Here is a 26,315-nt window from a genome sequence, read left to right as displayed (position 1 = left end):
GTACACCGGGCCGTGGCGCCGTGTCAGCGGCCCCCCGAGTCGCCCGAGCTCCCGTAGGACCCGCCGGCCAGGCGTCGCAGCCGGCGTGCCTCGTCCTCGATCCGCTGTGCGACGCTTCCCGCGCCCGTGGTGTCGTCCAGCCCGCTGGCCCGCAGCTGGGCGGCGAGGCTGGTGAAGTAGTGCGCGGCGGTGAGGAGATGGCCCGCCGTGTCGCTGTATCCGCCACTGCCGCCGCGGGGCCGGGCGGCGCCGATGTCGTTCAGCACGCGGCCGATCTGCTGGGTGATCTCGTCCCGTGCGTCCTGGGCCAGCCCGACCGCCCGCCCGACCTGGGAAAGGATGGAGTGACAGGACCGCGTCAGCTCCGCCAGCAGCCGGTACTCGCGGCTCACCCCCGTATTGCCCGCCCCGTCGACGGTGAAAGTGCCGGACGCGATACGGTCGCCCGCCGCCACCGGCTCGAAGCGGCGGAGGTCGATCGCGCTGGTGGCGCCCAACGCCTCACGGAAGCACGGATGGACATGGAGCTCCCCTTCGTGCGGCTGGACGGGCAGCTCACCGCCGCCCGCGAACACCACGTCATTGCCTCGGCGCACCCCGAGGAAGCCCACGCTGTACAGGATGTCGACCGCGCCGGACGGCGTCAGCGCCTCGGCGTACGCGGGGAACAGCCGGTGCAGCGTCTCCGCGGCCTGCTCGAACCGGCTGCTGAGCGCCGCGCGCGACACCACGTACCCCGTGTTCTGGAAGAGCGGGAAGAGCCGTTCGAGGAACGGGTGGGCGATCAAGTACTCCTGCGCCAGGTCCTTCAGCTTCCACGCGGAGAACTGCCGGCCCGCCTGGAGGACATCGGAGTCCGTGATCCGGTCGCGGCCGTGCGTCAGCCAGGCCGTCTCCTGGCAGAGGTTGAGGAACTGGATGGCGTCGCGCGGCCGGGGCAGACAGCGGCTGAAGATGAACGCCGCGGTGTCCTCCCCGCGCACGCTCGCCGGGAAGATCTCCCGCCACAGCGACTCCTCCGGCAGACCGGCGAGCCCGGTCGAGGCCCGGGCGCGGGCCAGGGCGAGCTCCCGAAGGGAGTGGTCCGTCCAGACGATCCGCAGCTCGTCCCCGTGGAACTTGTCGCCCTCGCCGAACGACAGCGAGTCGTAGATGTCCGCGCGCAGGAACAGCAGACACCGCACCGCCCGTCCGTACAGCCCCGCCGCGTGCTTCGCCGCCAGCAGCAGCCCGATCACCATCGAGTTGCTCTCCGGCTCCACCGACCAGACCTGCTCCAACTGGTCGACCAGGAGCAATAACGGCTCGTGCGCGGCGGCGCAGTCCAGCTCGGCGAAGGCGTCGGCCACCCCCCTTTCCACCACGTCCAGCTGCCGGGCGGCCCGCGCGCCCTCCGAGGGCGCGTGTGCCAGCTCCACCCCCGCCTTGAACCCGAACGCCTCCAGCGACAGCGCCGTCTGCAACCCCCGTGCGCCTTGGGCCAGTCGGTCGCCGAACCGGTCACCCGGACGGTCGGCGGGCAGCTCGTCGTTCTGCTTGAGGAAGCGGCGCAGCGCCTTCACCGAGTCGGCCTTCCGGCCGTGTGCGTCCGCCGCATGGGTCACCAGATGGCGCGCGGCGTTGACGGCGAACACATACCGCCAGATCAGTGACTTGGCCGAGTCTCCGGGCAGCCCCTGGAGCTCGAAGCGGCGGATCTCGTCCCCGGCGGCGTCGTCGGGCGTGATCAGCACTTTCCCGCCGGGGTGCACCCCGTCCGCCATCAGACGCATACAGATCGCGCTCTTGCCCGACCCCTTGCGCCCGATGATCAGCATCTTCCGGCCGGACACCGCCGCGCGCGTCGCGTTCGTCGACAGGAAGCCGCCGCGCAGCAGCAGCCCGTCGGTGACGTCCCGCTCGGCGTCCTCCCGCCCGAAGTGGAGATTCGCCAGTACGGATTCCCCCGCCATCCCATCCTCCCCCGTCCCGGTTCCCTACGCCCCCGCGCCCGCGGTCCGTCACAAGTCCGCTTTCCCGCACGGCAGTTGTATCGCACCGGGCGGCGATCCGCAGCGTCGATGAATCGTCACTTCGTTGAATTGTCACACATATCGATCACTCCGAATTTTTTGCCAGATCGAGCGACGACACGGTGTGTCGTTTTACGAAGTCTTGGTCTTCTGTAAATGTGTGCCCGTCAGCACATCGCCTGAACTCGTGATCGGGCGGGTTCTGGAACGAGGGAGAACCATGCGCTACGGCAACTCCTTGCGAGAAGCGGTCGAATCGCCTCGCACGACGCCTCTCATCGGCATCTACGACATGTACTCGGCCTCGATCGCGGCCCAGCACTACAACGGATTCTTTGTCTCCGGCTTCGGCTTCGCCGCTTCCCATTACGGGCTGCCGGACATCGGTTTCATCGCCTGGCCCGACATGGTCGCCTTCGCGGAACGGCTCCGTCTGGCGTTTCCTCGCCATCACATGCTCGTCGACATCGACGACGGGTATGTCGACCCCGAGGTCGCGTGCCATGTCGTCCAGCGACTGGAGCGCGCCGGGGCCTCGGGCGTGATTCTGGAGGATCAGAAGCGGCCTCGACGGTGCGGGCACGCGGACGGGAAGCTGATCCTGCCGCTGGAGGAGTACCTGGCCAAGCTCGATCTGGTCCTGCGCAGCAGGGAGGAGATGCTTGTGGTGGCGCGTACGGACGCCACGGAGGAGTCGGAGATCGTACGGCGCGCAGCCGCGCTGGCGGAGACGGACGCGGATGTCGTCCTCGTCGACGGCGTGCGGAGCGTGGAGTGGATTCGTAAGATCCGGTCGGTCGTCGGCGACAAGCCGCTGCTGTTCAACCAGATCGCGGGCGGAAAGTCGCCGCGGCTCTCCCTCTCCGAACTCTCCGACCTGGGCGTCAATCTCGCCATCTACAGCACGCCGTGTCTTTTCGCCGCGCACGGCGCGATCGACGGAGCGCTGGTCGATCTGAAAATGGCGGACGGACGGCTGCCGGACACCAGGGAGACGGGGGCGATCGGGGTCAAGGGATCGACGGAATTGCTGGAAAAGAACATCAGCAGACACCACGACAGTCGAGTTTCGGTGTCGGTGTGACCACGGGAATTACCTCTTGTCTTCTCATTTCCTTCGGTCCGGCACCGGCCGGCACCGTCTTCCGAGGAAAACGCCCCTTCTGAGGGGAGTCTCCACGACGAGTGTGATCGTCGCGGCGACGACGAGCGTCCTGTGCGGCGCCGGTGCCGCACAGGCCGACGACGACGAGCCGGAGCGGTCGGGGCCCGTCGCGGGACGTAACGTCGGCCTGCTGGTGATCGACAACTCCCATGCCGACTCATGGCTGGAGGTCGACCGGACGCTCAACACGCTGTTCAAAAGCAAGGGCACGGCGGGCAGCGACCACGACGGGGGTGGTGGCGCCATCGACGTGCGGACCGGGGATGTCTCCGGGTCCGAGAACGGGACCCGGAGCGGGCCCTGCTCATGTCCGAGCCCGTCCTCCGACGCCGACTCGGGCTCCGGCTCGGGCTCGGGTTCCGGCTCGGGCTCGGGTTCCGGCTCCGGCTCGGGTGGTGTGATCGAGCAGATCGGACAGATCGGACATCCGCCGTACCAAGGCGAGAACGGTGAATGATGTGACCTCCAAGTCCTGGCTGATGTCCTGGCCGGGCCGGCTGGGAAGGGCGATCGACCCCTACGTCGTCGCCCTTCTCGGCACGGTCGTGCTCGCGGCGCTGCTGCCCGCGAGCGGCCGGGCGGCCGTGGCCGTCGGCGGTGCCGCCGACCTCGCCATCGCGCTGCTCTTCTTCCTCTACGGCGCACGGCTCTCCACCCGCGAGGCGGTCGACGGACTGCGGCAGTGGAAACTCCACCTCGCCATCGGAGCCAGTACGTTCGCGCTCTTCCCGCTGCTCGGGCTGATCGTGGGCGCACTCGTACCGTTCCTCCTCACCGACCAGCTCTACACCGGCCTCCTCTTCCTCTGCGTCGTCCCCTCGACCGTTCAGTCGTCGATCGCGCTGACCTCCGCCGCCCGGGGCAATGTCCCGGCCGCCATCTGCGCCGGTACGTACTCCAGCCTGTTCGGCATGATCGCCACCCCGCTGCTCGCCGCCTGGCTGATCGGCTCCACCGTCAGCTTCTCGGCCCATGGGGCGGTGGCCATCACCACCCAGCTCCTGCTTCCCTTTGTCGCCGGACAGTTGGCGCGACGCTGGATCGGCGGGTTCATCGGCCGCCACAAGAAGCGGATCGGCCTGCTGGACCGGTTCTCCATCCTTCTCGTCGTCTATACGGCCTTCAGCCAGGGCATGGCGGAAGGCATCTGGCGGCAGATCACCCCGGCGCGGCTGGCCGGTCTGGTCGCGCTGGCCGCGCTCCTGCTGGCGGCGGCGCTCGCGACGACCTCGTTCGCCGCGCGGCGCCTGGGGTTCAGCCGGGAGGACCGGATCACCATCGTCTTCTGCGGATCCAACAAGAGCCTGGCGACGGGGCTGCCCATGGCGGCGGTGCTGTTCGGCGCCTCCGCGGGCCCGGTGATCCTGCCCCTCATGCTCTTCCACCAGGTGCAGCTGATGGTGTGCGCGGTCCTCGCGGGCCGCTGGGCCCGCCGGCCGCTGGAAACCGCCTCCGACCGGACTCCCGCGCAGGCGTCCCGTGCCGTTCCCCTGCGGGAGACGGCCCGCTGACCGGCCGGTCGCCGGTCCCCGGCGCTCCCCGAAGGGCGCCGGGAAATTTCTTCGTGATTCCGTCGGGCCAGTTGTCGAGAACGTGTGGCCCGCTCCGATGTCCCCTGTGAGAGTCACCCACGACGGGTGACGGCGTACCGAGGACCGAGGAGACGACATCATGAAGTATCTGGTGATGGTGCAGGGCTCGCAGGCCGACTACGACGCTCTGGGCGGCAAGGCGTCCGCCCACAGCCCGGCCTGGAGCGAGAAGGAGCTGCGAGCGATGTCCTCCTTCATGGAAGAGCTCAACAACGACCTCGCCGAGAGCGGTGAGATGGTGGACGGGAACGGTCTGGCCGCGCCCGCCGCCACGCGCCTCGTCGGGCTCGGCGAGGACGGCCGGCCCGTGATCACGGACGGCCCGTACGGCGAGACCAAGGAAGTGCTCGCCGGGTACTGGGTACTGGACTGCGAGAGCCTGGAGCGGGTGACGGCGATCGCCGAACGCGTCCTCCGGTCCCCGGTGCCCGAGGGCAGCCCTGTCCACCCCGTGGTCATCCGGCCCATCCCGGACATGGGCGGGGGCGACGTGTGAGACGTGACGTGTGAGACGTACGGCATGAGGCACGGAACGGAGATCGAGGACCTGCTGCGGCTGCACACGCCGCAGGTCCTCGGCGCGCTGGTACGGCGATACGGACACTTCGACGCGGCCGAGGAGTCCGTCCAGGAGGCGCTGCTCGCCGCGGCGCGGCAGTGGCCGGAGACGGGGGTGCCCGACAACCCGCGCGGCTGGCTGATCAGGGTCGCCTCCCGGCGGCTCATCGACCAGCTGCGTGCCGACGAGGCGCGGCGGGCGCGCGAGGAGACCGCCGCGGCGCTCACACCGCGCGACGCGTTCACGGCGCCGCCGCCCGGTGAGAGCCGCGCGCCGTCCCAGGACGACACCCTCACCCTGCTCTTCCTCTGCTGCCACCCCGAACTGGCCCCCGCCGCGCAGATCGCGCTCACCCTGCGTGCGGTCGGCGGTCTGACCACGGCCGAGATCGCCCGGGCCCATCTGGTGCCCGAGGCGACGATGGCCCAGCGGATCAGCAGGGCCAAGCGGCGGATCAAAGGGGTGCCCTTCCGGCAGCCGGGGCCCGAGGGCGGCGGCCAACGGCTCGCACCCGTGCTCCAGGTGCTCTATCTGATCTTCAACGAGGGCTATACGGCGACCTCCGGCAGCGATCTGCACCGCGCCGATCTCGCCCGCGAGGCGATCCGGCTGACCCGGGCCGTACGGGAGTTGCTGCCCCGGGAGGGCGCGGTGACCGGGCTGCTGGCGCTGATGCTGCTCACCGACGCCCGTAGCGCGGCGCGTACGGGGCCGGACGGCGACCTGATCCCGCTGGACGAGCAGGACCGTTCCCTCTGGGACGGGAAGGCGATCGACGAAGGCACCGCGCTGGTGACGGAGGCGCTGTCCCAGGGACCGGCCGGCGCCTACCAGTTGCAGTCGGCCATCGCCGCGCTCCATGACGAGGCGGCACGCGCCGAGGACACCGACTGGCCGCAGATCCTGGCCCTGTACGACATCTTGGTGCGCCGCGCGCCCGAGCCGATGGCCGAACTGGGCAGGGCCGTGGCCGTCGCGATGGTGCACGGCCCCCGGGCCGGACTGGCCGAGGTCGCCGTACTGGAGGACCGGTTGGCAGGCCATCACCGACTCGACGCCGTACGGGCGCATCTGCTGGAGAAGGCGGGGGACGTCGAAGGCGCGCGAGCCGCCTACCGGTTGGCCGCCGGGCGTACGCTCAGCGTGCCCGAGGCACGGTACCTGCGGATGCGCGCCGCCAGGCTGCCGGTCTGAGTCCATCCGACCCGAGTCCATCACCCGGAGATTGTCATCCCATGGCATTTCCATGAAAGATCTGATCCAACTGGCCCTTATTGTATCTTTAGGCTCTTTGGGTGCAATTGAACACATAGTCCATTCCTGTACGCGCCATGGACGTTGTTCCGCACGTGGATCCACGTGAACTCTGGGAACGGAACACTGTCCTGGCCGAAGCGTTCTGCGCCAGCGATGAGCGTGTACGCCAGGCCCAGTCAGTGCTGGACGAGGCGCAGGCCGAGCGGAGCAGGACGCTCGCGGCCTTCTCCGTGACGGTCGGGAACGACGGCGCGGTGGCCGATCTGATGGGCCTGAACGAACGGGAAGTCCGGGTCGCCCGGCGCACGGTGGGCAGGGAGGACGCCCGGTCCGTCGCCGAGGAACTCCTGATCCGCGGAACGCAGCCACCGCCACCACCGCTGATCCCGCAGGGGCCCCCGCAGACACCGCCGCCCCCTCCCCAGGCGCAGGCACAGACAGCGCAGGGACAGGGACCGATGTCCGATCCCGCCACCGACACCTTCCCCATGCCGGAGGTCCAGCTGCCCCAGCCCCGCGGCGAGATGCCTCCCCCGCAGCAGGACACGATGCCGCAGGACGCGCAGACAGCCGCCGCGCCCACCGACTTCCACACCCCCTCGGTGGAGGAGACGGTGATCTGGTCGGCGAGCATGGACTCCGTCCTGCTGTGGAGCTGGAAGTCCGGCCTCGACCTCCAGACGGTCGCCGCCGAACTGGGCCTGGATCTGCGGGCGCTGCTGCTCCGCGTACAGACCCTGGCCAACGACGGGCTGCTCACGCCGCGTACCCCGCCCTCCGACAGCGGGCAGTCGGGCCGTCACCGCCGGCACGAGGACCCGTACGCGGCCCTCATCAGCCCCGCGACCACGCCGTTCCCCGTCTACCACTGACGAACGCGGCACTGACGAACGCGGCACTGAGGAACGCGGCTCTGAGGAACGCGGCACTGAGCTCAGCGGTGTTCCCTGGCACCGTCCAGCCGGCGCGGCAGGTCGCGGGGGTTGCCGTCGGAGACATCGGCGGGGAGGAAGTCGGCCGGGACGTCCTGGTAGCAGACCGGGCGCAGGAAGCGCCGGACGGACAGGGTGCCGACCGAGGTCGTGCGGACGTCCGAGGTGGCGGGGTAGGGCCCGCCGTGCACCATGGCGTGGCTGACCTCGACGGCCGTCGGCCAGCCGTCGTAGAGGACGCGGCCCGCCCTGGTCTCCAGCAACGGCAGCAGAGCGGCGGCGGTGTCGTGGTCTCCCGGGCCGTGGTGGACCGTGGCGGTCAGCTGCCCGCGCAAAGCGCGTGCCACCTCGATGAGTTGGGACGTATCACGGCAGGTCAGCACGATCGCGGCGGTGCCGAAGGGCCGGTCCTGGAGTTCCGGCCGGCCCAGGAACGTCTCGGCCGGCGCCGTGAGCAGCCGGGGCGCGCAGGTGTTGGCGCCCTCGCCCGGCTGTCCGGCGGCGATCTCCCGTACGTCCTCGACCGCCGCCAGCGCCGCCGCCGCGTGCTCGTACGCGTCGTGGAGGGCCTGGGTCCCCACCGTCTGCGCCATCCGGGCGGACACCGCACGGCCGGCCGCCGCCAGGAACTCCGCCAGCTCGGGTCCGTTGACGGCGGCCAGCAGCCCCGGCCGGGTACGGAACTGCCCGGCCCCCGCCGTCAGCGCGCCGATGAATCCGTCGACCAGCGCGGCGGACCGGTCGCGGAGGGCGCCGGGCAGCAGGAGGACCGGATTGACGCTGCTCATCTCGGCGTACACCGGGACCGGTTCGGGGCGGGTGGCGACCGTACGCATCAGCGCCTCGCCGCCCGCCCGCGATCCGGTGAAGCCGACCGCCCGGATCCGGGGGTCGGCGACCAGGGCCCGGCCCAGTTCCGCGCCGGAGCCGAAGAGCAGCGAGAACACGCCTTCCGGCAGCTCGCTCTCGCGTACGGCGGCGGCCACGGCCGAGCCGACCAGTTCCGAGGTGCCCAGATGGGCGCTGTGTGCCTTGAGCACGACGGGACAGCCGGCGGCGAGGGCGGCCGTGCTGTCCGCGCCCGCCACCGAGAAGCCGAGCGGGAAGTCTCTCGCGCCGAAGACGGCCACCGGCCCGATACCGATATGACGCTCCCGCAGATCGGGCCGCGGCTCGGGGACGCGGTCCGGCAGCGGGCGGTCGATCCGTACCTCCGCCCAGGCGCCGTAGCGCACCTCGGCCGCGAGGAGCCGCAGCTGTCCCGTCGTACGGTCCCTCTCGCCGGTGACCAGGTCCGCGGGAAGGCCGCTCTCGGCGACGGCACGGGCGATCAGCTCGGCGCCGAGCGATTCGATACGGTCCGCGATGCGCTCCAGGAAGGTCGCCCGCCGCTCGGGGGAGGTGGCGCGGTAGCCGGGGGCGGCCAGCTCGGCCAGTTCGCAGGCGCGCGCGATGTCCTCGGGGGTGCCGGAGCCGTAGCCGGGCTCCAGCGGGGTGTCCGTACGGGGATCGAGCGAGACGATCGCCTGGCCCCGGCCGGGCCGCCGCTCGGCGCCGAGGAACATCGCTCCTGTCAGGGGCATGGTGCGCTACCTCACCTCTCTGGGCTTCGTCGGTTTCCTCGGACGGGGGACGCGGGGGCCGGGCGTGCGATCGCGGGGCCCGGAATCGCGGGCCCTGGAATCGCGGGGCCCGGAGATGCCGGGGCTCAGCCGCCCCCGGGCTTCTTCCCCCGGTCCTGACCCCACGGCTTCCGCGGCTTCCGCGGCTTCGACGGCTCCACCGGACTCAGGCGCGCCACCAGTTCGGCGAGCTCCACGCACGCCTGCTCGATCTTCAGCCGGACGTTCCGCTGCTCCGTGACGATCGCCGCCAGCAGCAGCGAGGTCAGCGCGACGGCCCCGTTGAAGGCCTGGAGGCTGACCAGGCGCTCGACGAGGGTGTGGTGTTCGAAGGCCCCGATACGGTCGGTCGCCTCCGAGATCGCCAGTACGGACACGCACAGCGCGTACGGCGCGCTCGCCGGGAGCTGGAAACGCAGCGCGGCCCAGATGAGCACCGGGAAGACGAGGAAGAGCACGGAGAAGCTGCTCAGGGTGGCCAGCGGCGTCACGACGACAGCGGTGATCAGCAGCGCCAGCGCCTCGGGCCAGCGGCGGAAGTCATTGGCGCGGGGAAGCCGGGCACGGCGGAGCATGAGCAGCATCGGCGTGACCACCAGCACCCCCATGGCGTCGCCCACCCACCACGCGGTCCAGGCCGGCCAGAACCCCTCCGGGCTCAGCTTGCCGCCGAGCACCAGCATCCACACGCCCAGCGTCGCGCTGATCAGCATCCCGGCCAGTGCCCCGAGGAACACCAGGGCGACCCCGTCGCGCAGCCGGTCCAGCTGCGTACGGAAACCCACGCGCCGGAGCATCAGAAAGGCGCAGACCGGGCCGAGGGTGCTCGCCGCGACGACCCCGATGTCGAAGAGACCGACGGGACCGAGCGTCACGATGGTGACGAGCGCGCCGAGCGAGATCCCCGGCCAGACCCCGATGCCCAGCAAGAGCAGCGCGACCACCGCGATGCCCGAGGGCGGCCAGAGAGGCGTCACGACCGCGCCGGAGATCGACAGCTGCTTCAGCAGCCCGAGCTGCGCGGCCCCGGCGTAGGCGGCGGCGACGCCGAGGATCCGGCCAGCGGCCATGGACAGACGTCGGACTTCCTCGGTACGCACCACATCAGCCATCAGACAACGCCCGCCGCCCGGGTACGCCGTGACACGCACTGCCGGAGGGCTCGCGTCACCCCGGGCCGTACGGGTGGACAGTGGCCCGGGAAGCGGCCCCCGCGTCAGGTCAGCGACGTTCGCCGCGCGCGCCGATGGGTCCCTCCGGTACGGAGTCATGGCAGAGGACGAGCACGGCGGCGTCGTCGGCGTGACCGGTCAGCTCGGCCACCTTCAGCACCTCGGTGGCCAGCGCGCTGGGATCCGCACCGACGCGGGAGTCCTGTGCGGCCAGCACCGCCTCGGCGGTCAGCTGGGCCACCCGCCCGAGGCCGTCCTCCACCGAGAACGCGGGGCCTTCCACCACACCGTCCGTGACCAGTACGAACGCCCCGGTGTCCGTCAGCCGTCGGCGGATCACCGGGTATATCTCCCCCGGCAGGATGCCCAGCGGCAGACCGCCCGGGTCCTCGTCGATACCCGCGCTGCCGTCCGCCGCGGCCCAGACCGAGGCCACATGACCGGCGCGGGCGCTCTCCAGCACGCGGGTGACCGGGTCGAAGCGGAGGAACGTACAGGTCGCGAAGAGGCTGGAGTCCACCGACAGCATCAGATCGTTGGCCCTGCTCAGCACCTGGCCGGGATCGCCGGCCGCAGCCGCGACCGCCCGCAGCCCGATCCGTACCTGCCCCATGATCACGGCCGCCTCGACATCGTGCCCCTGGACATCGCCGACGCAGAACGCGAGCGCTCCGTCGGGCAGCACAAAACCGTCGTACCAGTCACCGCCGATGTCCAGACCGTCCCGCGCCGGCGCGTAGCTGGCAGCCGTCCGCAGCCCCGGTACGGCGGGCAGGAAAGGCGGGAGCATCGCACGCTGCAGGGCCTCCGCCAGCTCCACCCGGGCGTGCTGAAGCTCCACCCGCCGCCGTGCCTGGGCGGTGAGCCGACCGAGTGTGGTCAGCAGGTCGTCGGCGCTCGCCGATCGGCTGGGACGACGCCGGGTCATGCACCGCTCCGAGGTACGTCCGTTGGTGGACCGCTGTGAGTTGTTCCTCGCAACGGAGTACAGAGGGGCCTCTCGCTCAAGCCTCACCTTCATCATATTTCCGCCACGCGGCTTCCGCCGGATAAGCCCGGGTCAGACCGGATCAACCCGGATTAGCTCGGGATCAGCCCGGATCAGCCGGTGATCCTCAGGGGGCCTTCTGGGTCCTCAGACTATGCACGACGCACGAGACGTGCATGACGAACATCGGTCGGCGGAGTCGTCCATCTCGTTCGCGGCCCCGCCCGCGCCCAGAAGGGTGGTGGGGGTCTCGGCCGAGGCGGGTTCCAGGGCGGGCAGGGCACGGCGGGCTCGCCGCGCCGCGGCGGGCGGGAGGGCCGCCCGTACGAGCTGGGCCGCGCGGAGCCAGGGCTGGGCGTAGACATGGCGGGCGCGGCGTTCGATGCCGGCGGTGAGGCGGTCCACGGCCGGGGCCAGCGGGTAGGTGCGGTTGGCCGGCCAGCGCATACGGGAGCGCAGCTCGCGGAGCGTGACATCCTGCTCGGCGCTCCGGACCATGTCGGTGTCGGTCCAGGTGAGATAGCCGACGCCGATCTCCACTCCGTGGTGCGCCACCTCCATACGGAGCGTGTGCGCGAAGGACTCCACCCCGGCCTTCGAAGCGCAGTAGGCCGTCATCATCGGCGCGGGGGCGAGGGCCGCGAGCGAGGCGATCTGGAGGTAGTAGCCCCGGGAGTCCAGCAGGGCGGGGAGGAAGGCGCGGGCGGTATTGGCGCTGCCGATCAGGTTGACCTCGATGACGCGGCGCCACGCGTCGGGCTCGGAGTGGCGGAAGAGCCCGCCCGCCGCGACCCCCGCGTTGGCGACGACGACATCGACCGTGCCGAAGCGCTCCTCGACGAGCCGTGCCGTACGCAGCATGGCCGCCGCGTCGGTGACATCCGCGTGCCAGTGGTCCGCCTCGCCGGTCAAGGACTCGGTGACACGGGCGAGTTCGGTTTTCTCCAGGCCGACGAGCGCCAGCCGGGCGCCCCGCTCGGAGAGGGACCGGGCGAGCTGTTCGCCGACGCCGCGCGCGGCGCCGGTGATGACGGCGGTACGTCCTCGGAGCGGCGGATGCCTGCTCATCGTGGGGCCTCCGGAGAGAGAGTGAGGGGAGGCCGCCCCCCGGCGCGTGGCTGGAGGACGGCATTCCGTACGCCGGCGCATTGTGTGCTCCGGCGCGTCGCGCGCGCTGACGCGGTGTGTGCGGCAGTACGCACGGCGGTGCGTGCGGCAGCGCATGCGGCAGGCAGCGCGTGCGGCAGGCGATGCATGCGGCGGGCGATGCATGCGGCAGGCAGTGCGTGCGGCAGGCAGTGCGTGCGGCGGCGCGGCTCAGGCGCGTTGCAGCGCCAGCACCGCGTTGTGCCCGCCGAAGCCGAACGAGTGGCTGACCGCGCGGTCGATCCGCTGGTGCAGCGGCTGCTTGGTCACGCAGTCGATGTCGAACTCGACGGCCGGCGCGTCCAGGTTGGCGATCGGCGGTACGACGCCGTACTGGAGCGTCAGAACGGTCAGGCCCGCCTCGATCGCGCCCGCCGCCCCCATACAGTGCCCGAGCACGCCCTTGGGCGCCGTGACCGGTGGACGGTGCGGATAGACCCTGCTGATCAGCGCCGCCTCGGTCGCGTCGTTGAGCGGTGTCGAGGTGCCGTGCGCGTTGACATGCTCGACATCACCCGACTGCCAGCCCGCGTCGCGCAGCGCCACCTCCACCGCGCGCTGGGCGACGGCGCCCGAGGGGTGCGGGCTCGTCGGGTGGTGCGCGTCGGTCGTGGCACCGGCGCCCGCCAGCAGCGCGCGTGGCTTCGCGCCGCGCGCCCGCGCGTCCTGCTCGCGCTCCAGCACCATGATCGCCGCGCCCTCCCCCAGGACCAGCCCCGCGCGGTCCGAGGCGAAGGGCCTGCACAGCAGCGCCGGGTCGTCGCCGGGATCCGCCGTGGCGGCGGCGCCCGAGCGCACGAACCCGGTCATGGCGACCGGGAAGACGATGGACTCCGTCGCCCCCGCCACGGCGATGTCGCACTGCCCGGTGGAGAGCAGGTCCCGCGCCACGGACAGCGCCGTGACCCCCGAGGAACACGCCGTGCACGGCGCCATGCTGGGCCCGGTGGCGCGCATCTTGATGGCGATCTCGGCGGCCGGCATGTTGGGGATCGTGAGCAGGATGCCGGACGGGGAGGTCGCCTCGGGCCCGCGTCTGTCGAGCGCGACGGACTGTTCCGTCAGGCTGGCGGAACCCCCGCTGCTGGTCCCGACCACGACGGCGACCCGGGTGCCGTCCCAGCTCGTCGGGTCGAGTCCGGCGTCGGCGACCGCCTCGCGCGCGGCGAGGAGTGCGAACTTCACGTACCGGCCCATCCGGAAGGCCGTACGTCCGCCGATCGCGGCGTCGAGATCGATGCCCTCGACCGTACAGGCGAAGTCGACCGCGCAGCCGCTCAGTTCGGGCACCCGATGCGCCGGGGAGACTCCCGCGCACACGCCGTGCCAGGTGGAGTCGGTGTCGTTCCCGGCCGGTGTGATCATCCCCAGACCGGTGATGGCGATGGCGGGTCCGGTCATCGGCCGACGCCCACCGCGGCCTCGTTCGTCCCGCTGACGCCGCTCATCGTGCCCGCCGCGTGAACCGCGCGGAGGGCGTGCGCCGAGGGCGCGGAGGGTGCCGCGTGCGCCGTCCGCGCCGTACGCGCCGTACGCGCCCCGTCGAGGAACGCGGTGATCTCCGCCAGCGTGGCGCCCTTGAGCAGCGAGTCCGAGTCGGCGTCGATCCCCAGAGTCTCCTTGATGATGACGGCGAACTCGGCGACGGCGAGGGAGTCCATCTCCAGGCTGTCCATGGTGGCCTCGGGGATGATCTCCGCGGCGGGCACCTTGAACGTCTCCGTCAGCACCTCGGAGATCTTCGGGTGGATCTCGCTCATGGGTTGTCCTTTCCAGGGGTTGGGTCGGTTGAAGGGGTCGGTGGTTTCAAGCGGGTGCGGCGGGTACGGCGTGCCACGCGCCCTCCGGGTCGTCGTAGGCGTCCACGTAACCGCCTCCGGAGATGGGCCAGTCCGCGAACATCTCCTCCGGCAGCGCGAAGGACTCCACGAGAGCGGGGGCATGGCCGGCCAGCCGCGAGATGAGCTGTTCGACGGCCTCGGGCAGTTCGTCGAGATGACGGGGGGCCAGCCGGCCCGCGGCCAGCAGATCGCCGCTGTTCCGGTCGATCCACTGGAGCGCGAAGAGCCGGCGCAGCGAACGCAGCAGGTCACGGGCCGAGGGCGAGCCGGACGAGAGCGAGCCGGACGAGGGCGACGTGCCGGGCTCCAGTCCTGCCATCGCCGCCGCGTACGCCTCCGACGCCCGCCGGTACGCGTACGCCTCCACGGCGCGCAGCGCGGCACCGGACGCCGCGTTCCACCGTGCCAGCGAATCACCGTGCGGCACCTGGCTCATCCGGCGGCGGGCCCGCTCCAGCCATACGGCCTCGACGGCGACGAGGAGTCCGTCCAGGAACAGCGGGTCGGTCAACTCACGGTGCGAGGGACCGTACGATCCGTCCCCCGCCTCCGGACCCGAAACCGCGTCCGGCCCCGGAGTCGGCGCGGGACCCGGCTCCGGTTCGGGCTCCGGAGCCGCCGAGAACAGCATCTCGGCCGCCGCCTTCGCGTAGATCGCGAGATTGTCGCCCTCCGCCGTGATGACGCCCTCGATACCCGCCAGCAGCTCGGTCATGCCGTTGTTCTCCAGCAGCGCCTGCGCACCGCACCGTTCCCGTGACTCCCCGATGACCTCGCGCGCCCGCCAGCTGATCCAGCCCTTGGCGACGGCCACCAGCCGCTCGGCCTCGTCGGTGTCCGCTTCGGTGCGCGACTCCCAGGCGTCCAGCGCCGTACGGTGCAACAAGCTCATCGCGAAGACCGTGGCCAGGGCTCCGACCAGGGGACCGTGGTGGCTGCGGTGCGCGAACACCGGTACCCGTTCCCCTCCCCTGGAACCGGAGATCCGCCGGTGCCCGCCGTACCGCACGGCGAGCGCCAGCGTGACCCGCGCCGAGCCGACCGCGCACGCGCTCATCGAGAGCTTGCCCGCCGTGACCCGGCCGATCGATGTCAGGAAGCGCCGTCGGCGATTGCTCTGCTCGCTCCTGAACACCCCGTCGTCCCCGATCCGCCCCTGCGCACCGCCCAGCAGCGCGTCGCGCCCCACGAACACCCGGTCGAACGAGGTCAGACAGTGGTCCACCGGGCTGCCCAGCCGGGCGGGCAGCCTGCGCACCCGGACACCGGGGAGCGCCCCGACGGCGTCGGTCAGCGGCGTCAGGAAGAGGAAAACGCCGTGATCGGTACCGTCCACGAGCAACCGCGCCGCCACCACACCGGACTTGGGACCGCCCACCGGGCTGGTGTTGGGCATGAACTTCTGCGCCCCGGCATGCGGCGTGCACAGGACGAAACCGTCCCGCTCCCGGTCATAGGCCGCCGTCGTCTCCACGGCGACCGCGTCGTTTCCGTGCGCCACCTCCGTACAGAGGAAGGTGCCCACCCGGCGCAGCGCGAAGAAGTCGGCCACGTCCGCCGAGCCCGCCACGTCCCGCGCCGTGCCGCGCGCCGCGCCCTTCTCGCTCTCCGCGTGGTCGAGAAGACTGCCGAGGAACAGGTTGTAGTGAATGCCCGCGACCGTCGTGAAGGCCGGGTCGACCGGGCCCAGCCACTCGTGCAGGGCGGCGAGCCCGCGCGCGTCGGCAACCAGCTCCGCGGGGCTGTCGAGCGTGTCATTGACGGTACGCAGCCGCTCGTACGCCATCGCCAGCCGTTCCCCGGACGAGGCACCGGGCCGGCGGCGGAACGGCGCCGCGGCGGCGAGCCGACGCCACGGCGCGTGCTCCCGGTCGAAGTCCTCACCGAAGAGCACGCGCGTCAGCGAATCCACTGTCGAATCCACCGTCGAATCCACCGTCGAATCCACCGTCGGATCCGCCGTCGGACCCACCGTCGGGCCCGATGAGTCCGTAGGATCCGATGAGTCCGCCGGGACAAACGACTCGGTCCGGACGAACGACTCCATCGGGACGAATGAGTCCGTCGGATCCAGGCCCGTCCGGTCCAATGAGCCCTTCTGGTTCGCCGAGTTCATGGCAACGGTATTGATATTTATACTCACGCCGGTATAACGATCAATCAATGGCGAAGAAACGACTCTCCCACCCGCAGAACCATGGGACATTCGTACGATCAGCTCCCTGATGTGACCTGTCGTCAGGCCCGCCGAAACGCCAGCGCCACGTTGTGCCCGCCGAACCCGAAAGAGTGGCTGACCGCCGTCTCCACCCACTGCCGCCGGGGTTCCTTGGTCACACAGTCGAGGTCGAACTCGACGGCGGGCGCGTCCACGTTGGCGATCGGCGGAATCACGCCATGTTCGAGGGTCAGCACCGTCGCCACCGCCTCGATCGCCCCCGCCGCCGCCAGCGTGTGCCCGACCACCCCCTTCGGCGCCGTGACCGACGGCCGGTGCGGGTAGACCCGGTCGATCAGTGTCGCCTCCATCGCGTCGTTGAGCGGTGTCGACGTGCCGTGCGCGTTGACATGCTCGACGTCGTACGGGCTCCAGCCCGCGTCCCGCAGCGCCTCCTCCACCGCCACCTGGGCCCACCGGCCGTCCGGCGCGGGCGCCGTCGGGTGGTGCGCGTCCGTACTGGCGCCCGCGCCGGCCAGCAGCGCGCGCGGCGCCCGGCCCCGGGCCCGCGCGTCCGCCTCGCGTTCCAGGACGACCATGGCGGCGCCCTCGCCGATGACGAACCCGTCCCGGTCCGAGGCGAACGGACGTGACGCCTCACCCGGGTCACCGGTACGCGTCGACAGCGCGCCCATCCGCGCGAAGGCCGTCACCACCAGTGGGGTCAGTACGGACTCGGCGCCCCCGGCCACCACCACATCGCACTGCCCGCTCGTCAGCAGATCGCGGGCCACGGCGATCGCGGTGGCCCCCGAGGCGCAGGCGGTCGCCGGGGCCAGGCTCGGCCCCCGGGCCTTGAGCGCGATGGCGACCTCTCCCGCCGCCGCGTTGGGGATCATCATCGGCACCAGTACGGGGGAGACCGCCTGCGGGCCGTCAGCCTGGAGCTTCAGCGCGTTGTCGACGAGCAGGGAGACACCCCCGACGCCCACGCCGAGCACCACGCCCACCCGGCCGCTGTCCCAGCTCACGGGGTCGAGTCCGGCGTCCGCCACGGCCTGCCGGGCCGCGATCAGCGCCAGCTTCACGAACCGTGCCATCCGCCAGACCGACCGCCCGCCGATCACGGCGTCGAGATCGATGCCCTCGACCGCGCAGGCGAAGTCGACCGGCATACCGGCCAGTTCCGGGCGCCGTCTGGCCAGCGACCGCCCCGCGCACAGCCCCTCCCAGAAGGACCGTTCATCATGACCGGCGGGAGTCACGACCCCGAGCCCGGTCACCGCGACCGTCCCGCTCCGCTGTCCGATCCTCTGCCCTGTCCCCTGTCCGCGCTCCTGCTCGGCCGTCGGCGTCATGATCCGTTCCTTCCGTCGAGGGCCGTGGCCCGTGAGCTGTCGGGCCGTACGGCCCCGGACGTAGTCGTCTCGACCGTCGTCGTCTCGACCGCTGTCATCGCGGGCGCGATCGTCGGGGGTGTGGCCGCCGCAGGCGCGGTCGTCGCGGGCCAGCGCAGCGCCACCGTTCCCCAGGTGAGGCCGCCGCCGAAGGCGGTCAGCAGCATGCGGTCACCCGCGCGGAAACGTCCCCGCGCGTCCGCGTCCGCGAGGGCGAGAGGGATGGAGGCCGCGCCGGTATTGCCCACCCGGTCGAGATGCGTGACACAGCGCCGCGCGCCGATCCCCAGCCGCTCCGCGACAGCCCGGAGAATCCGGGCGTTGGCCTGGTGCGGTACGAAATGGTCGACCTCGGCGGCGTCCCAGCCCACGGTGCGCAGCAGCGAGCGGCACGAACCGGTCATCCGCTCGACCGCGTGCTGATAGACCGCCCGCCCCCGCATCCGGAAGAACTCGTCGCCCTCGGCGGACGGTCCCGCCACCGACCTCGACCGCGCCCCGCCGCCCGCCACGGTGATCAGGTCGTATCCCGTCCCGTCACTGCCCAGATCGAAGGCGATCAGCTCGCCCGGGTCCCCGGCCCTGCCCGCGCCGATCAGCGCGGCTCCGGCGCCGTCGCCGAACACCACGCCCGATGAGCGGTCCCGGGGGTCCAGCCACGTGGAGTACACATCGGCGCCGACCAGGAGCACCCGTTCACAGATACCCGACACCACGAGTCCATGGCAGACGGCGAGGCCGTAGACAAAGCCGCTGCACACCGCGTCGATATCGAACGCGGGTACCGTGCCCAACCCCAGGCGTGCCGCCAGCGCCGGCGCGGTCCCCGGAATCAGATGGTCCGGCGTCGCCGTGGCCAGCACCACGGCGTCCGCCGCCCGCGCGGAGCCCGCCTCCCCGGAGCCCGCCTCCCCGGAGCCCGCCCGCGCGGAGCCCGCCCCCGCGGAACCCGCCCGCACCGGATCGGCGACCAGCAGTCTCGCCGCCTCATACGCGAGGTCGCCCGTGGACATCCCCGGAGCCGCCCGATGGCGGCCGGCGATGCCCGTGCGCGTACGGATCCAGGCGTCATCCACCCCCCACTCGGCGGGCAACGCCTCATTGGGGACCGGCTCCCCCGGGACCCATCCGGCGACGGCCTCCAGCACCGCCGTCCGTGGCCCCAGCCGCTCCCGGCTCTCCTCCCGGCTCTCCTCCGAGCTCTCCTCCGAGCTCTCTTCGCGCCCCCTCGCGCGCGGGCCCCGCGCCTCCTCGCGCCCGTACAGTGCGCTTCCGCTCGCCACCCACGGCCCCCATCCGGTAAACGATCACATCGACCGGATGACAAACGGGCGCGCCCGTAAGCGAGTTACTGCGCCATTTGGGGCAAAGATCGCGCTCGTTCCCACCCAGGTAGGTGAATCCGTGCCGCGGAGGTGCCGAGTCCGCTCGGAACGGGAGGCAGCCGACGAGTGATACCGGCCCGGTCCTCCAGCAGTTCGGCCTCCTTGTACCGCTTACAGCCGTGGTGCCAGTGGAGAATCCCGGACAGCCAGTTCTCCAGCTCCTTCACATAGCCGTCGAGCGCCCGGCGCGCGTCCGCGTCGAGGGCGAAGTCGTCGTACAGCACGGGCAGTTCATGGGCGACGACATGCTGGAACTGGCTCATCCGCGAGTTCATCAGGTCATCGATGATGGCGAGGGCGGCCGGATAGTCGCAGTTGAAGAAGTTCTCCACGACGAGCACACCGTTGTGCGTCTCGCCCTCGAACTCGATCTCCTTCTGGTACGAGAAGACGTCGTTCAGCAGCGTCGCGTAGTCCTGCGCCGCGTTCTCCATGGCCCTCATCGGGCCCGACCGATAGATCGCGGGCGGCACCATCCGGCCGTGGCTCAGCCGGGACAGACTCATCGTCATGTCCGAGCCGAAGGTCCGCCGGCGCATCTCGATGTAGTCGACGGGGTCGGGGATACGGTTCTGCACGTGATTGGCCAGCTCCCACAGCCAACTGTCGATCATGTCCACGACCGACTCACGGAAGGCGCGGCGCGCGTCCAGGTCCATCGGGCCCGCCGTACGGACCCACAGGTCGGCCAGCCCCCGTTCCAGCCCGGTCGCGGGCACCGGCATCGCCATCCCCTCGACCGGCATGAACCGCGCCAGCCGGTCATTGCACGCCCTCGCGCCCGCCATATCGCGCGCGTTTCCGTAGACCACCGGGTAGTAGTCGTCGCCGTACGTCCCCCACGTCAGCCAGTCCGAGGTGAGATCGAGCTCCTCCGCCGTGGCGTCCGGATGGATACCGGCCGCGCAGAGCGGCAGATCGATACGGCGCAGCCGCCGCTCGTCCCAGATGTCCGAGCCGGGGATGCCGGGCTGCGCCCTCAGGATGCCCATCCGGTCGGCCCACTCGACGGTGTGCTCCCGCGAGTGGTTCAGATGCGGACTCAGCGACAGCCCGAACGGCATCCGGAACTCCGGCAGCACGGAGGGGCCGACCCGCTGGAACGGGATATGACTATGCGCGCGCGCCCGCGCCGACGCACCCACGCCGATCGTCTTCGCGATATCGGCGGCGGCCGTACCGAGACCGACCGGCACCATCGAGAACGACATCCCCGCCCCGCCCGGCGCACCACCCGCCCCGCCGACGGCCCCGCCGCCCGCGCCGGGACCGGCAGCGGCACCGGAACCGGCGCCGTTCATATACCGGCTGGAGCGCATATGCCACTCATGGCCGCCCGACTGCCAGTCCTGGAGCCCCTTCACATAGGCGAGAGTGTCGGCGCACGCCCGCGGATCCAGGCCCTTCTCGGCGAAGAGCGGCCCCAGTTCGGTCAGCGCGGTGTTCTCGAACTGCTGGATGCGCGAGGTGAGCAGATCGTTGACGGCGTCCGCCGCCTCCTGTGTCGTACAGCCGAGGAAGGTCTCCAGGACGAGCACGCCATTGCTGAGCTCACCCTCCTCCTCGATCTCCCGCTGGTACGAGAACAGGTCGTTACGCAGATGGACGGCGTCCGAGAACGTGTCCTTCAGCACCCGCAGCGGGCGCGAGCCGGCGATCTCCGCGGGCACTTCGGCACTCGCCGCGTACTCGACGAGCCCAGCGGACCAGGGCGCTCCGCCGACCTTGCGGCGCATCTCGATGTACTCGACCGGATTCGCGATCCGGTGCGCGTTGATGTTCGCGAGCTCCCAGTCGGACTCATTGAGGAGATTCTCCGTGGACTCCGCGAACCGCTGTCGCCACGCCATGGACATGCTCGGGACCGTACGGGCCCAGAGGTCCGCCAGCCCCGCCTCGACCGGATTGGTCGGCTCCGGGAATCCGGCGGCGAGATCCATCGGCATGAAAGCGGCCAGCCGTTCGAGATACGCCTTGCCGCCCTCCCGGTCCTGGGGCCGCTTGTAGACCTCCAAGAAGTGGTCGTCGAAGAAGAACACCCACACGTACCACTCCGTGACCAGCGACAACGCCGGACCGTCGCAGTCCGGATGCGTGTACGAGCAGAGCAGGGCGTAGTCGTGGGAATCGAGATCGCGCTCCTCCCAGACACCCGAACCCTCCAGCATGCCCATGTCCCTGGCCCACCGCTTGGAATGCGCCCTGGCCTCCTCCAGGTGCGGATTGAGTCGGGCCGGATAAGCCATATAGAAATCCGGCAATTCAAACGGCTGTGTCACGGGCGAGCGGCCTTTCCCGACGGTTCCGGTGATTTTTCCCTGGGGCGTGATCTACCCCTCGCCCGACTCCGCCATCCGGACCACAAATTAGTCATATGAACACATGACGAGCGCGTGGCGTACGCACGTCACCGCGCGGCCCGGGTGATCATCGCTGAATGAGCACCACAATCCGGCTCGCACAACAGCCCGAGGCCGACGAGCTGCTCGGCCGCAGCCCGCTGGCCGCGCTCGTCGGCATGCTGCTTGACCAACAGGTCCCGATGGAGTGGGCGTTCTCCGGCCCGTACACCATCGCCGTGCGCATGGGACACGACGACCTCGACGCCGGCGAGATCGCCGCGTACGACCCCGAGGCGTTCGTCGCGCTGCTCTCGGACAAGCCCGCCGTGCACCGCTATCCGGGGTCGATGGCCAGACGCGTCCAGCAGCTCTGTCAGTACCTCGTCGAGCACTACGACGGCGATCCCACCGGGATCTGGCGTGACGTCGCCACCGGCGCGGAGGTACGGGACCGGCTGAACGCGCTGCCCGGCTTCGGCACGCAGAAGTCCCAGATCTTCCTGGCACTGCTGGGCAAGCAGTACGGGGTGCGGCCCAAGGGCTGGCGCGAGGCCGCGGGCGCGTACGGGGACGCCGGGTCGTACCGCTCGGCGGCGGACATCACAGGACCCGAATCGCTGGCCAAGGTAAGGGCGTTCAAGCAGGAGGCGAAGCGCGCGGCGAAAGCGGCGAAAGCGACGCCGGCGCCGACGCCCGAGACCGACTGATCGCCGACGGATCCGGACCGGCCCGCACCCCGGTCCAGGCGCGAACCAGGCGTGAGACGGGCCCGATCCGCGCCCGATCCGCGACTGTTCCGCCGATACGCACCATGACCTATGACACAAGTGTTCCCACGCGGCGCGGCGCTGGCTAGCTTTCCCTCACATTTGTTCGCACCGGAAGGATCCCAGCCCCTGTGAACGCAACTTCCCGCAGACTCCTGGCAGTCGCGGCCACCACCGCGCTCGCCGCCCCTCTGCTGCTGTCCGCCTCGTCCGCCTCCGCGCGCTCCCACGACCCGGCCAAGGACGCCGCGAAGGACGCGGCGAAGCTCTCCCGGAAGCTGGTGAGCGAGGCATCGGCCGGCGACGCCTACCGGCATCTGGAGAAGTTCCAGGCCATCGCGGACTCGGCCAACGGCAACAGGGCGGCCGGCACCCTCGGCCACGACGCCTCCGCCGCGTATGTGTACAGCCAGCTGAAGAAGGCCGGTTACCAGGTCTCGTACAACACGTTCGACATCACCTATATCGAGACGCTCGCCGAGAAGCTGACGGTCACCGCGCCGACGCCGCGCGACATCGCGATCACGGCCATGTCGTACACGACGTCCACCAAGGAGGGCGGCATCGCGGCCGACCTCGCCGTCGTCCCGGTCGACGCGACCACGGGCTGCGAGCCGGCCGACTACGCCGCCGGCGCCTTCACCGGCAAGATCGCGCTGATCCAGCGCGGCGGCTGCGACTTCGCGACGAAGCAGAAGGAGGCGGCGGCGGCAGGCGCGGTCGCCGCGGTCATCTACAACAACACCGAGGGCGCGCTCAGCGGAACGCTCGGCGGCCCGGACGCCGGGAAGATCCCCACGGGCGGCATCACGCGGGCCGAGGGCCAGGCGCTGGCCGCCGAGGCCGCCAAGGGCGCGGTGAAGGTCTCCCTGGACATCCGCCAGCTCCAGGAGGAGCGCACCACCCGCAATGTGGTCGCCGAGACCAAGGGCGGCAGGGCGGACAGGACCGTGATGCTCGGCTCCCATCTGGACTCCGTCACCGAGGGCCCCGGCATCAACGACAACGGCTCCGGTTCCGCCGGGCTGTTGGAGGTCGCCCTCAAGCTCGCCAAGACGCATGACAAGCCGGCGAACAAGGTGCGCTTCGCCTGGTGGTCGGCGGAGGAGCTGGGCCTGCTCGGCGCCGAGGCGTACGTCAACGGCCTCACCGCCGCACAGCGCGCGGACATCGCGCTCTACCTCAACTTCGACATGATCGCCTCGCCGAACTTCGCTCAGTTCGTGTACGACGGCGACGACTCGGACGGCGTGGGCGCGGGCCCCGGGCCCGAGGGCTCAGCCCAGTTGGAGAAGGGCATCACCGACTTCCTCGACAGCAAGAAGATTCCGCACGAGGGCACGGACTTCGACGGCCGCTCCGACTACGGGCCGTTCATCGAGGCGGGCATCCCGTCCGGCGGCACCTTCACCGGCGCCGAGGGCATCAAGTCCGAGGCCCAGGCGAAGAAGTACGGCGGCCAGGCCGGTATCGCGTACGACAGGTGCTACCACTCGGCCTGCGACGATCTCTCGAACATCAATATGAAGGCGTTCGGCATTAACATCGACGTGATCGCCAACGCCGTGGGCACCTACGCTCACGATCTGAGTTCGGTGACCAAGCCGACGGCCACCGCCGAAGCGGCGCGGATCCCGCTCAAGCGCGGCGAGGCCGAAACCGTTTCGCACTCCCGGGGCCACACGCCCACCGCGTAACGGAGAGGCCCGACAGCACGGCGCACCCCATTGCGTTCAGGCGATGGGGTGCGCGGCGGTTCTGGCGCCGGAAACGAACGTGGAGAAAACAGCTCTGCTGAACACGAGGACCGGGCCCTCGGTATTCTTGCTGTCACGTACGGGGATAATGCCCGGGATACCGGTGCCTATTTCCACGCAGTTTCCGCTGTTGTCGCCGCTGTAACTGCTCTTTACCCACGTTGTCGCTCTGAAATCGCGATTCATCATGGTGGCCGTACCCTTCCATCGCGTCATTGAGCAACGCGGCAGACTCGGAGGCGGACAGCGCATCCGCCCTCAGAACAGCATAGGTCTGTGCATGACGGCCGGTAACTTCCGGATCGTCGCTGAAGTGCCCGCGGTCAAGCGATTCCGAGTACACCCAGACATGGCCATCCGAGAGGGTGATCAGAGACATGGACGTATTGGGACGCCAAATACCCGGGACACCCGCCGGGGCGACTTGAACACGGATGTTCGGCTGCTTTCCCACGCGCAGCAGATGTGCGCACTGATCCCGCATGACGGCCGCGCTGCCGACCGTGTTCCGGATGCAGCTCTCATCCAGGACCATGAGCAGAAGCGGCCCCTCGGGGGAGAGAAACCTGTGCTGCCTGCTGAGCCGCGCGCGGACGCGCCTCTCCAGCTCGTCCCCGTTGGCCCGGCGCGAGAGCAACGCTCGGGCGTAGTCCTCGGTCTGCAGCAGCCCCGGCATCATCTGGGTCTGGTACTCACGGAGCGCCGTCGCCTCCGCGTCCATGGCGGCACGGCGCTTGAACCAGTCCGGATGGTCCACTTCCGGATACCAGTCGATCTTGTGCCAGAGCTTCTGCAGGATGCCGCCGGTACGCAACACGATGTCGCACGTCTCAGCGAATTTCTCGTCAGGAACACGTGTTCCGGCTTCCACACGGGCAACGTAGGAGCGATCGCAGGGGACTTCGCCAGCCAGTGCTATTTGCGTAACACCTATGGACTCACGGCAGTGCTTCAGAACTTCACCGAAGACATCGGCCGTGCTGGCGCCTTTCTCCCCGCCCCCTGCGTTGCGTCGGCCCATGGCCGCTCCCCTCATGTCATGTGACAGATCTCGACTGGAACGCGTGCGACGTTGTGCGCCCGCCCTGTGCAACGCAACCCTTGTCCTGTGCAACGTAGTTGCATCGCCCCGAGGACGACAATGCGCGAGGAATCGAACTCAATGACACACCGTCCCCCTGAATTGGAGGCCGTGGTCCTCGGCACGACTATGCTCCGGCGGCGCCGGGCGGAACAACTACCCGCCGAAGCAGGTGAATTGCACGAGCCGGTTTATTATCGAGTATCCCTCGGAGGGCATCAGAACGCGGCGCATGGAAAGGTGACGTGATGCCCAGGGCGACCTTGACCACCGTGCTGCTCTCAAAGACGGACTGCTGGTACTGCGAATCCTGCTGGATAAACAGCGTGGAGGCGGCACGCACCACCCAGGACGGCTCTATGGACCTGCTGTGCCTCGGGTGCGCCGAGGCGAATTTCCCGAGGCGCGTGGATATCTTTCCGCCGTTCGGAATCTTCGGGCTCTCGAACCGCAGAACGCGAACGAGCAATGGAAAGCACGCGAAACCGGGCGGCCCCAAACTACCGCCCGATCCGGGCCCGCATCCGCCGCCGAACCCGCGCCCGCAGTCCCCGCCGGGGACCCCGCCCGTCTGACGTCGCCCGTCCGGCGGGTCCGGCGGACGGGCGACGTCAGACGGGCGGGATGGCGTGGTGAGTCGCTGTCGCCCACCTCACCGGACCCCTTTCGAGCGAATCGGCGGCGCACCCCCAGCCGCCGACGGCCGCGCTCGCGGGGGCGCGGGCGCCGGAGGGGTTGGTTCCACTCACGCTTTACGCCCCCTTTGCCAATGAATGTGACTTTTGAACTCAGGCACCATGGCTGCGCCCGGAGCCGGTCGCCCGGTAGGCTTTCCGTGTGATCTTCAAGCGCATCGGTAACGGGCGGCCGTATCCCGACCACGGCCGGGAAAGCACCCGGCAGTGGGCGGATGTCGCGCCGCGCCCGGTCCGCCTCGATCAGCTCGTGACCACGAAGGGTCAATTGGACCTGGAGACACTGCTCGCCGAGGACTCGACCTTCTATGGGGACCTCTTCGCCCATGTCGTGAAGTGGCAGGGCGATCTCTATCTGGAGGACGGTCTGCACCGCGCCGTGCGCGCCGCGCTCCAGCAGCGCCAGGTGCTGCACGCACGCGTGCTGGAGCTGGATCCGCGCTGATC

At 70.4% G+C, this 26,315-nt stretch carries 21 protein-coding genes and 1 pseudogene; 9 read left to right on the top strand and 13 right to left on the bottom strand.

What is annotated here, in order from left to right:
* Nucleotides 1-23: 23 nt before the first annotated feature.
* The gene (locus M1203_RS22805) at nucleotides 24-1,952 is read right to left on the bottom strand and encodes a P-loop ATPase, Sll1717 family (protein ID WP_249951623.1); all 1,929 of its coding nucleotides are present in this window, start codon (nucleotides 1,950-1,952) and stop codon (nucleotides 24-26) included.
* 280 nt (nucleotides 1,953-2,232) lie between these two features.
* Here M1203_RS22805 and M1203_RS22800 point away from each other — a divergent pair, with 280 nt between their 5' ends.
* From M1203_RS22800 to M1203_RS22775, 6 genes are all read left to right on the top strand, one after another.
* Nucleotides 2,233-3,096, top strand: coding sequence for an oxaloacetate decarboxylase (locus M1203_RS22800; protein WP_249951622.1), 864 nt, complete (start codon nucleotides 2,233-2,235; stop codon nucleotides 3,094-3,096).
* Between the two features lie 103 nt (nucleotides 3,097-3,199).
* Nucleotides 3,200-3,634, top strand: a complete 435-nt coding sequence (locus M1203_RS22795) for a hypothetical protein (RefSeq protein ID WP_249951621.1) — start codon at nucleotides 3,200-3,202, stop codon at nucleotides 3,632-3,634.
* Between the two features lie 22 nt (nucleotides 3,635-3,656).
* Nucleotides 3,657-4,688, top strand: coding sequence for a bile acid:sodium symporter family protein (locus tag M1203_RS22790; RefSeq protein WP_249951703.1), 1,032 nt, complete (start codon nucleotides 3,657-3,659; stop codon nucleotides 4,686-4,688).
* A 160-nt stretch (nucleotides 4,689-4,848) separates the two neighbouring features.
* A complete protein-coding gene (locus M1203_RS22785; protein WP_249951620.1) occupies nucleotides 4,849-5,265 on the top strand; it encodes a YciI family protein in 417 nt (138 codons plus the stop codon).
* A gap of 24 nt (nucleotides 5,266-5,289) precedes the next feature.
* Nucleotides 5,290-6,522: an RNA polymerase sigma factor gene (locus tag M1203_RS22780; RefSeq protein ID WP_249951619.1), complete on the top strand. Its 1,233-nt coding sequence runs from the start codon at nucleotides 5,290-5,292 to the stop codon at nucleotides 6,520-6,522.
* Between the two features lie 137 nt (nucleotides 6,523-6,659).
* Nucleotides 6,660-7,457 carry a hypothetical protein gene (locus M1203_RS22775; RefSeq protein WP_249951618.1) on the top strand — a complete coding sequence of 266 codons (798 nt, stop codon included), beginning with the start codon at nucleotides 6,660-6,662 and terminating at the stop codon, nucleotides 7,455-7,457.
* Nucleotides 7,458-7,519: 62 nt separating this feature from the next.
* Here the strand turns inward: M1203_RS22775 and M1203_RS22770 are convergent, their stop codons facing one another.
* From M1203_RS22770 to M1203_RS22725, 10 genes and pseudogenes are all read right to left on the bottom strand, one after another.
* A complete protein-coding gene (locus tag M1203_RS22770) occupies nucleotides 7,520-9,100 on the bottom strand; it encodes an aldehyde dehydrogenase (NADP(+)) (protein ID WP_249951617.1) in 1,581 nt (526 codons plus the stop codon).
* Nucleotides 9,101-9,225: 125 nt separating this feature from the next.
* Nucleotides 9,226-10,242, bottom strand: coding sequence for an MASE1 domain-containing protein (locus tag M1203_RS22765; protein ID WP_249951702.1), 1,017 nt, complete (start codon nucleotides 10,240-10,242; stop codon nucleotides 9,226-9,228).
* Between the two features lie 118 nt (nucleotides 10,243-10,360).
* Nucleotides 10,361-11,239, bottom strand: a complete 879-nt coding sequence (locus M1203_RS22760) for a PP2C family protein-serine/threonine phosphatase (protein WP_249951616.1) — start codon at nucleotides 11,237-11,239, stop codon at nucleotides 10,361-10,363.
* 207 nt (nucleotides 11,240-11,446) lie between these two features.
* On the bottom strand, nucleotides 11,447-12,367 hold the full coding sequence (locus M1203_RS22755; protein ID WP_249951615.1) for an SDR family oxidoreductase: 921 nt from the start codon (nucleotides 12,365-12,367) through the stop codon (nucleotides 11,447-11,449).
* Nucleotides 12,368-12,616: 249 nt separating this feature from the next.
* Entirely contained in the window at nucleotides 12,617-13,846 is a 1,230-nt protein-coding gene (locus tag M1203_RS22750; protein WP_249951614.1) for a beta-ketoacyl synthase, read from the bottom strand.
* A gap of 134 nt (nucleotides 13,847-13,980) precedes the next feature.
* Nucleotides 13,981-14,205: pseudogene (locus tag M1203_RS22745) on the bottom strand (acyl carrier protein); the annotation flags it as partial.
* Nucleotides 14,206-14,251: 46 nt separating this feature from the next.
* Complete coding sequence (locus M1203_RS22740; RefSeq protein ID WP_249951613.1) at nucleotides 14,252-16,210, bottom strand: acyl-CoA dehydrogenase; 1,959 nt, start codon at nucleotides 16,208-16,210, stop codon at nucleotides 14,252-14,254.
* A 314-nt stretch (nucleotides 16,211-16,524) separates the two neighbouring features.
* Entirely contained in the window at nucleotides 16,525-17,802 is a 1,278-nt protein-coding gene (locus M1203_RS22735; RefSeq protein WP_249951612.1) for a beta-ketoacyl synthase, read from the bottom strand.
* Nucleotides 17,799-18,989, bottom strand: a complete 1,191-nt coding sequence (locus M1203_RS22730) for a beta-ketoacyl-ACP synthase 3 (RefSeq protein WP_249951701.1) — start codon at nucleotides 18,987-18,989, stop codon at nucleotides 17,799-17,801. The genes M1203_RS22735 and M1203_RS22730 overlap by 4 nt, the downstream gene beginning before the upstream one ends.
* Nucleotides 18,990-19,189: 200 nt before the next feature.
* On the bottom strand, nucleotides 19,190-21,505 hold the full coding sequence (locus tag M1203_RS22725) for a family 2 encapsulin nanocompartment cargo protein terpene cyclase (RefSeq protein ID WP_308404894.1): 2,316 nt from the start codon (nucleotides 21,503-21,505) through the stop codon (nucleotides 19,190-19,192).
* Between the two features lie 158 nt (nucleotides 21,506-21,663).
* On the opposite strand from M1203_RS22725, the gene M1203_RS22720 reads away from it, so the two are divergent.
* Both M1203_RS22720 and M1203_RS22715 read left to right on the top strand, forming a co-directional pair.
* Nucleotides 21,664-22,275, top strand: coding sequence for an HhH-GPD-type base excision DNA repair protein (locus M1203_RS22720; protein ID WP_249951610.1), 612 nt, complete (start codon nucleotides 21,664-21,666; stop codon nucleotides 22,273-22,275).
* Nucleotides 22,276-22,466: 191 nt separating this feature from the next.
* A complete protein-coding gene (locus M1203_RS22715; RefSeq protein ID WP_249951609.1) occupies nucleotides 22,467-24,032 on the top strand; it encodes a M28 family metallopeptidase in 1,566 nt (521 codons plus the stop codon).
* Nucleotides 24,033-24,068: 36 nt separating this feature from the next.
* Here M1203_RS22715 and M1203_RS22710 read toward each other — a convergent pair whose 3' ends face one another.
* Nucleotides 24,069-24,209 (bottom strand): DUF397 domain-containing protein, encoded by a 141-nt coding sequence (locus tag M1203_RS22710; protein WP_249951608.1) that lies wholly within the window; start codon nucleotides 24,207-24,209, stop codon nucleotides 24,069-24,071.
* Nucleotides 24,166-25,113: a helix-turn-helix transcriptional regulator gene (locus M1203_RS22705; protein ID WP_249951607.1), complete on the bottom strand. Its 948-nt coding sequence runs from the start codon at nucleotides 25,111-25,113 to the stop codon at nucleotides 24,166-24,168. The genes M1203_RS22710 and M1203_RS22705 overlap by 44 nt, the downstream gene beginning before the upstream one ends.
* A gap of 897 nt (nucleotides 25,114-26,010) precedes the next feature.
* Here M1203_RS22705 and M1203_RS22695 point away from each other — a divergent pair.
* Nucleotides 26,011-26,313, top strand: coding sequence for a type II toxin-antitoxin system VapB family antitoxin (locus tag M1203_RS22695; RefSeq protein ID WP_249951605.1), 303 nt, complete (start codon nucleotides 26,011-26,013; stop codon nucleotides 26,311-26,313).
* Nucleotides 26,314-26,315: the final 2 nt, after the last annotated feature.

The organism is Streptomyces sp. 35G-GA-8 (genome assembly GCF_023534745.1).
Taxonomy (GTDB): Bacteria; Actinomycetota; Actinomycetes; order Streptomycetales; family Streptomycetaceae; genus Streptomyces.
Note: the sequence above shows the minus strand (reverse complement) of the source record. Positions and strands in the feature narration are given on the sequence as shown.

Coding starts and splice junctions, on each gene's coding strand:
- M1203_RS22775 (WP_249951618.1), top strand. CDS start 6,660: ATGGACGTTGTTCCGCACGTGGATCCACGTGAACTCTGGGAACGGAAC.
- M1203_RS22785 (WP_249951620.1), top strand. CDS start 4,849: ATGAAGTATCTGGTGATGGTGCAGGGCTCGCAGGCCGACTACGACGCT.
- M1203_RS22735 (WP_249951612.1), bottom strand. CDS start 17,802: ATGACGCCGACGGCCGAGCAGGAGCGCGGACAGGGGACAGGGCAGAGG.
- M1203_RS22750 (WP_249951614.1), bottom strand. CDS start 13,846: ATGACCGGACCCGCCATCGCCATCACCGGTCTGGGGATGATCACACCG.
- M1203_RS22805 (WP_249951623.1), bottom strand. CDS start 1,952: ATGGCGGGGGAATCCGTACTGGCGAATCTCCACTTCGGGCGGGAGGAC.
- M1203_RS22790 (WP_249951703.1), top strand. CDS start 3,657: ATGTCCTGGCCGGGCCGGCTGGGAAGGGCGATCGACCCCTACGTCGTC.
- M1203_RS22760 (WP_249951616.1), bottom strand. CDS start 11,239: ATGACCCGGCGTCGTCCCAGCCGATCGGCGAGCGCCGACGACCTGCTG.
- M1203_RS22720 (WP_249951610.1), top strand. CDS start 21,664: ATGAGCACCACAATCCGGCTCGCACAACAGCCCGAGGCCGACGAGCTG.
- M1203_RS22780 (WP_249951619.1), top strand. CDS start 5,290: ATGAGGCACGGAACGGAGATCGAGGACCTGCTGCGGCTGCACACGCCG.
- M1203_RS22755 (WP_249951615.1), bottom strand. CDS start 12,367: ATGAGCAGGCATCCGCCGCTCCGAGGACGTACCGCCGTCATCACCGGC.
- M1203_RS22705 (WP_249951607.1), bottom strand. CDS start 25,113: ATGGGCCGACGCAACGCAGGGGGCGGGGAGAAAGGCGCCAGCACGGCC.
- M1203_RS22800 (WP_249951622.1), top strand. CDS start 2,233: ATGCGCTACGGCAACTCCTTGCGAGAAGCGGTCGAATCGCCTCGCACG.
- M1203_RS22770 (WP_249951617.1), bottom strand. CDS start 9,100: ATGCCCCTGACAGGAGCGATGTTCCTCGGCGCCGAGCGGCGGCCCGGC.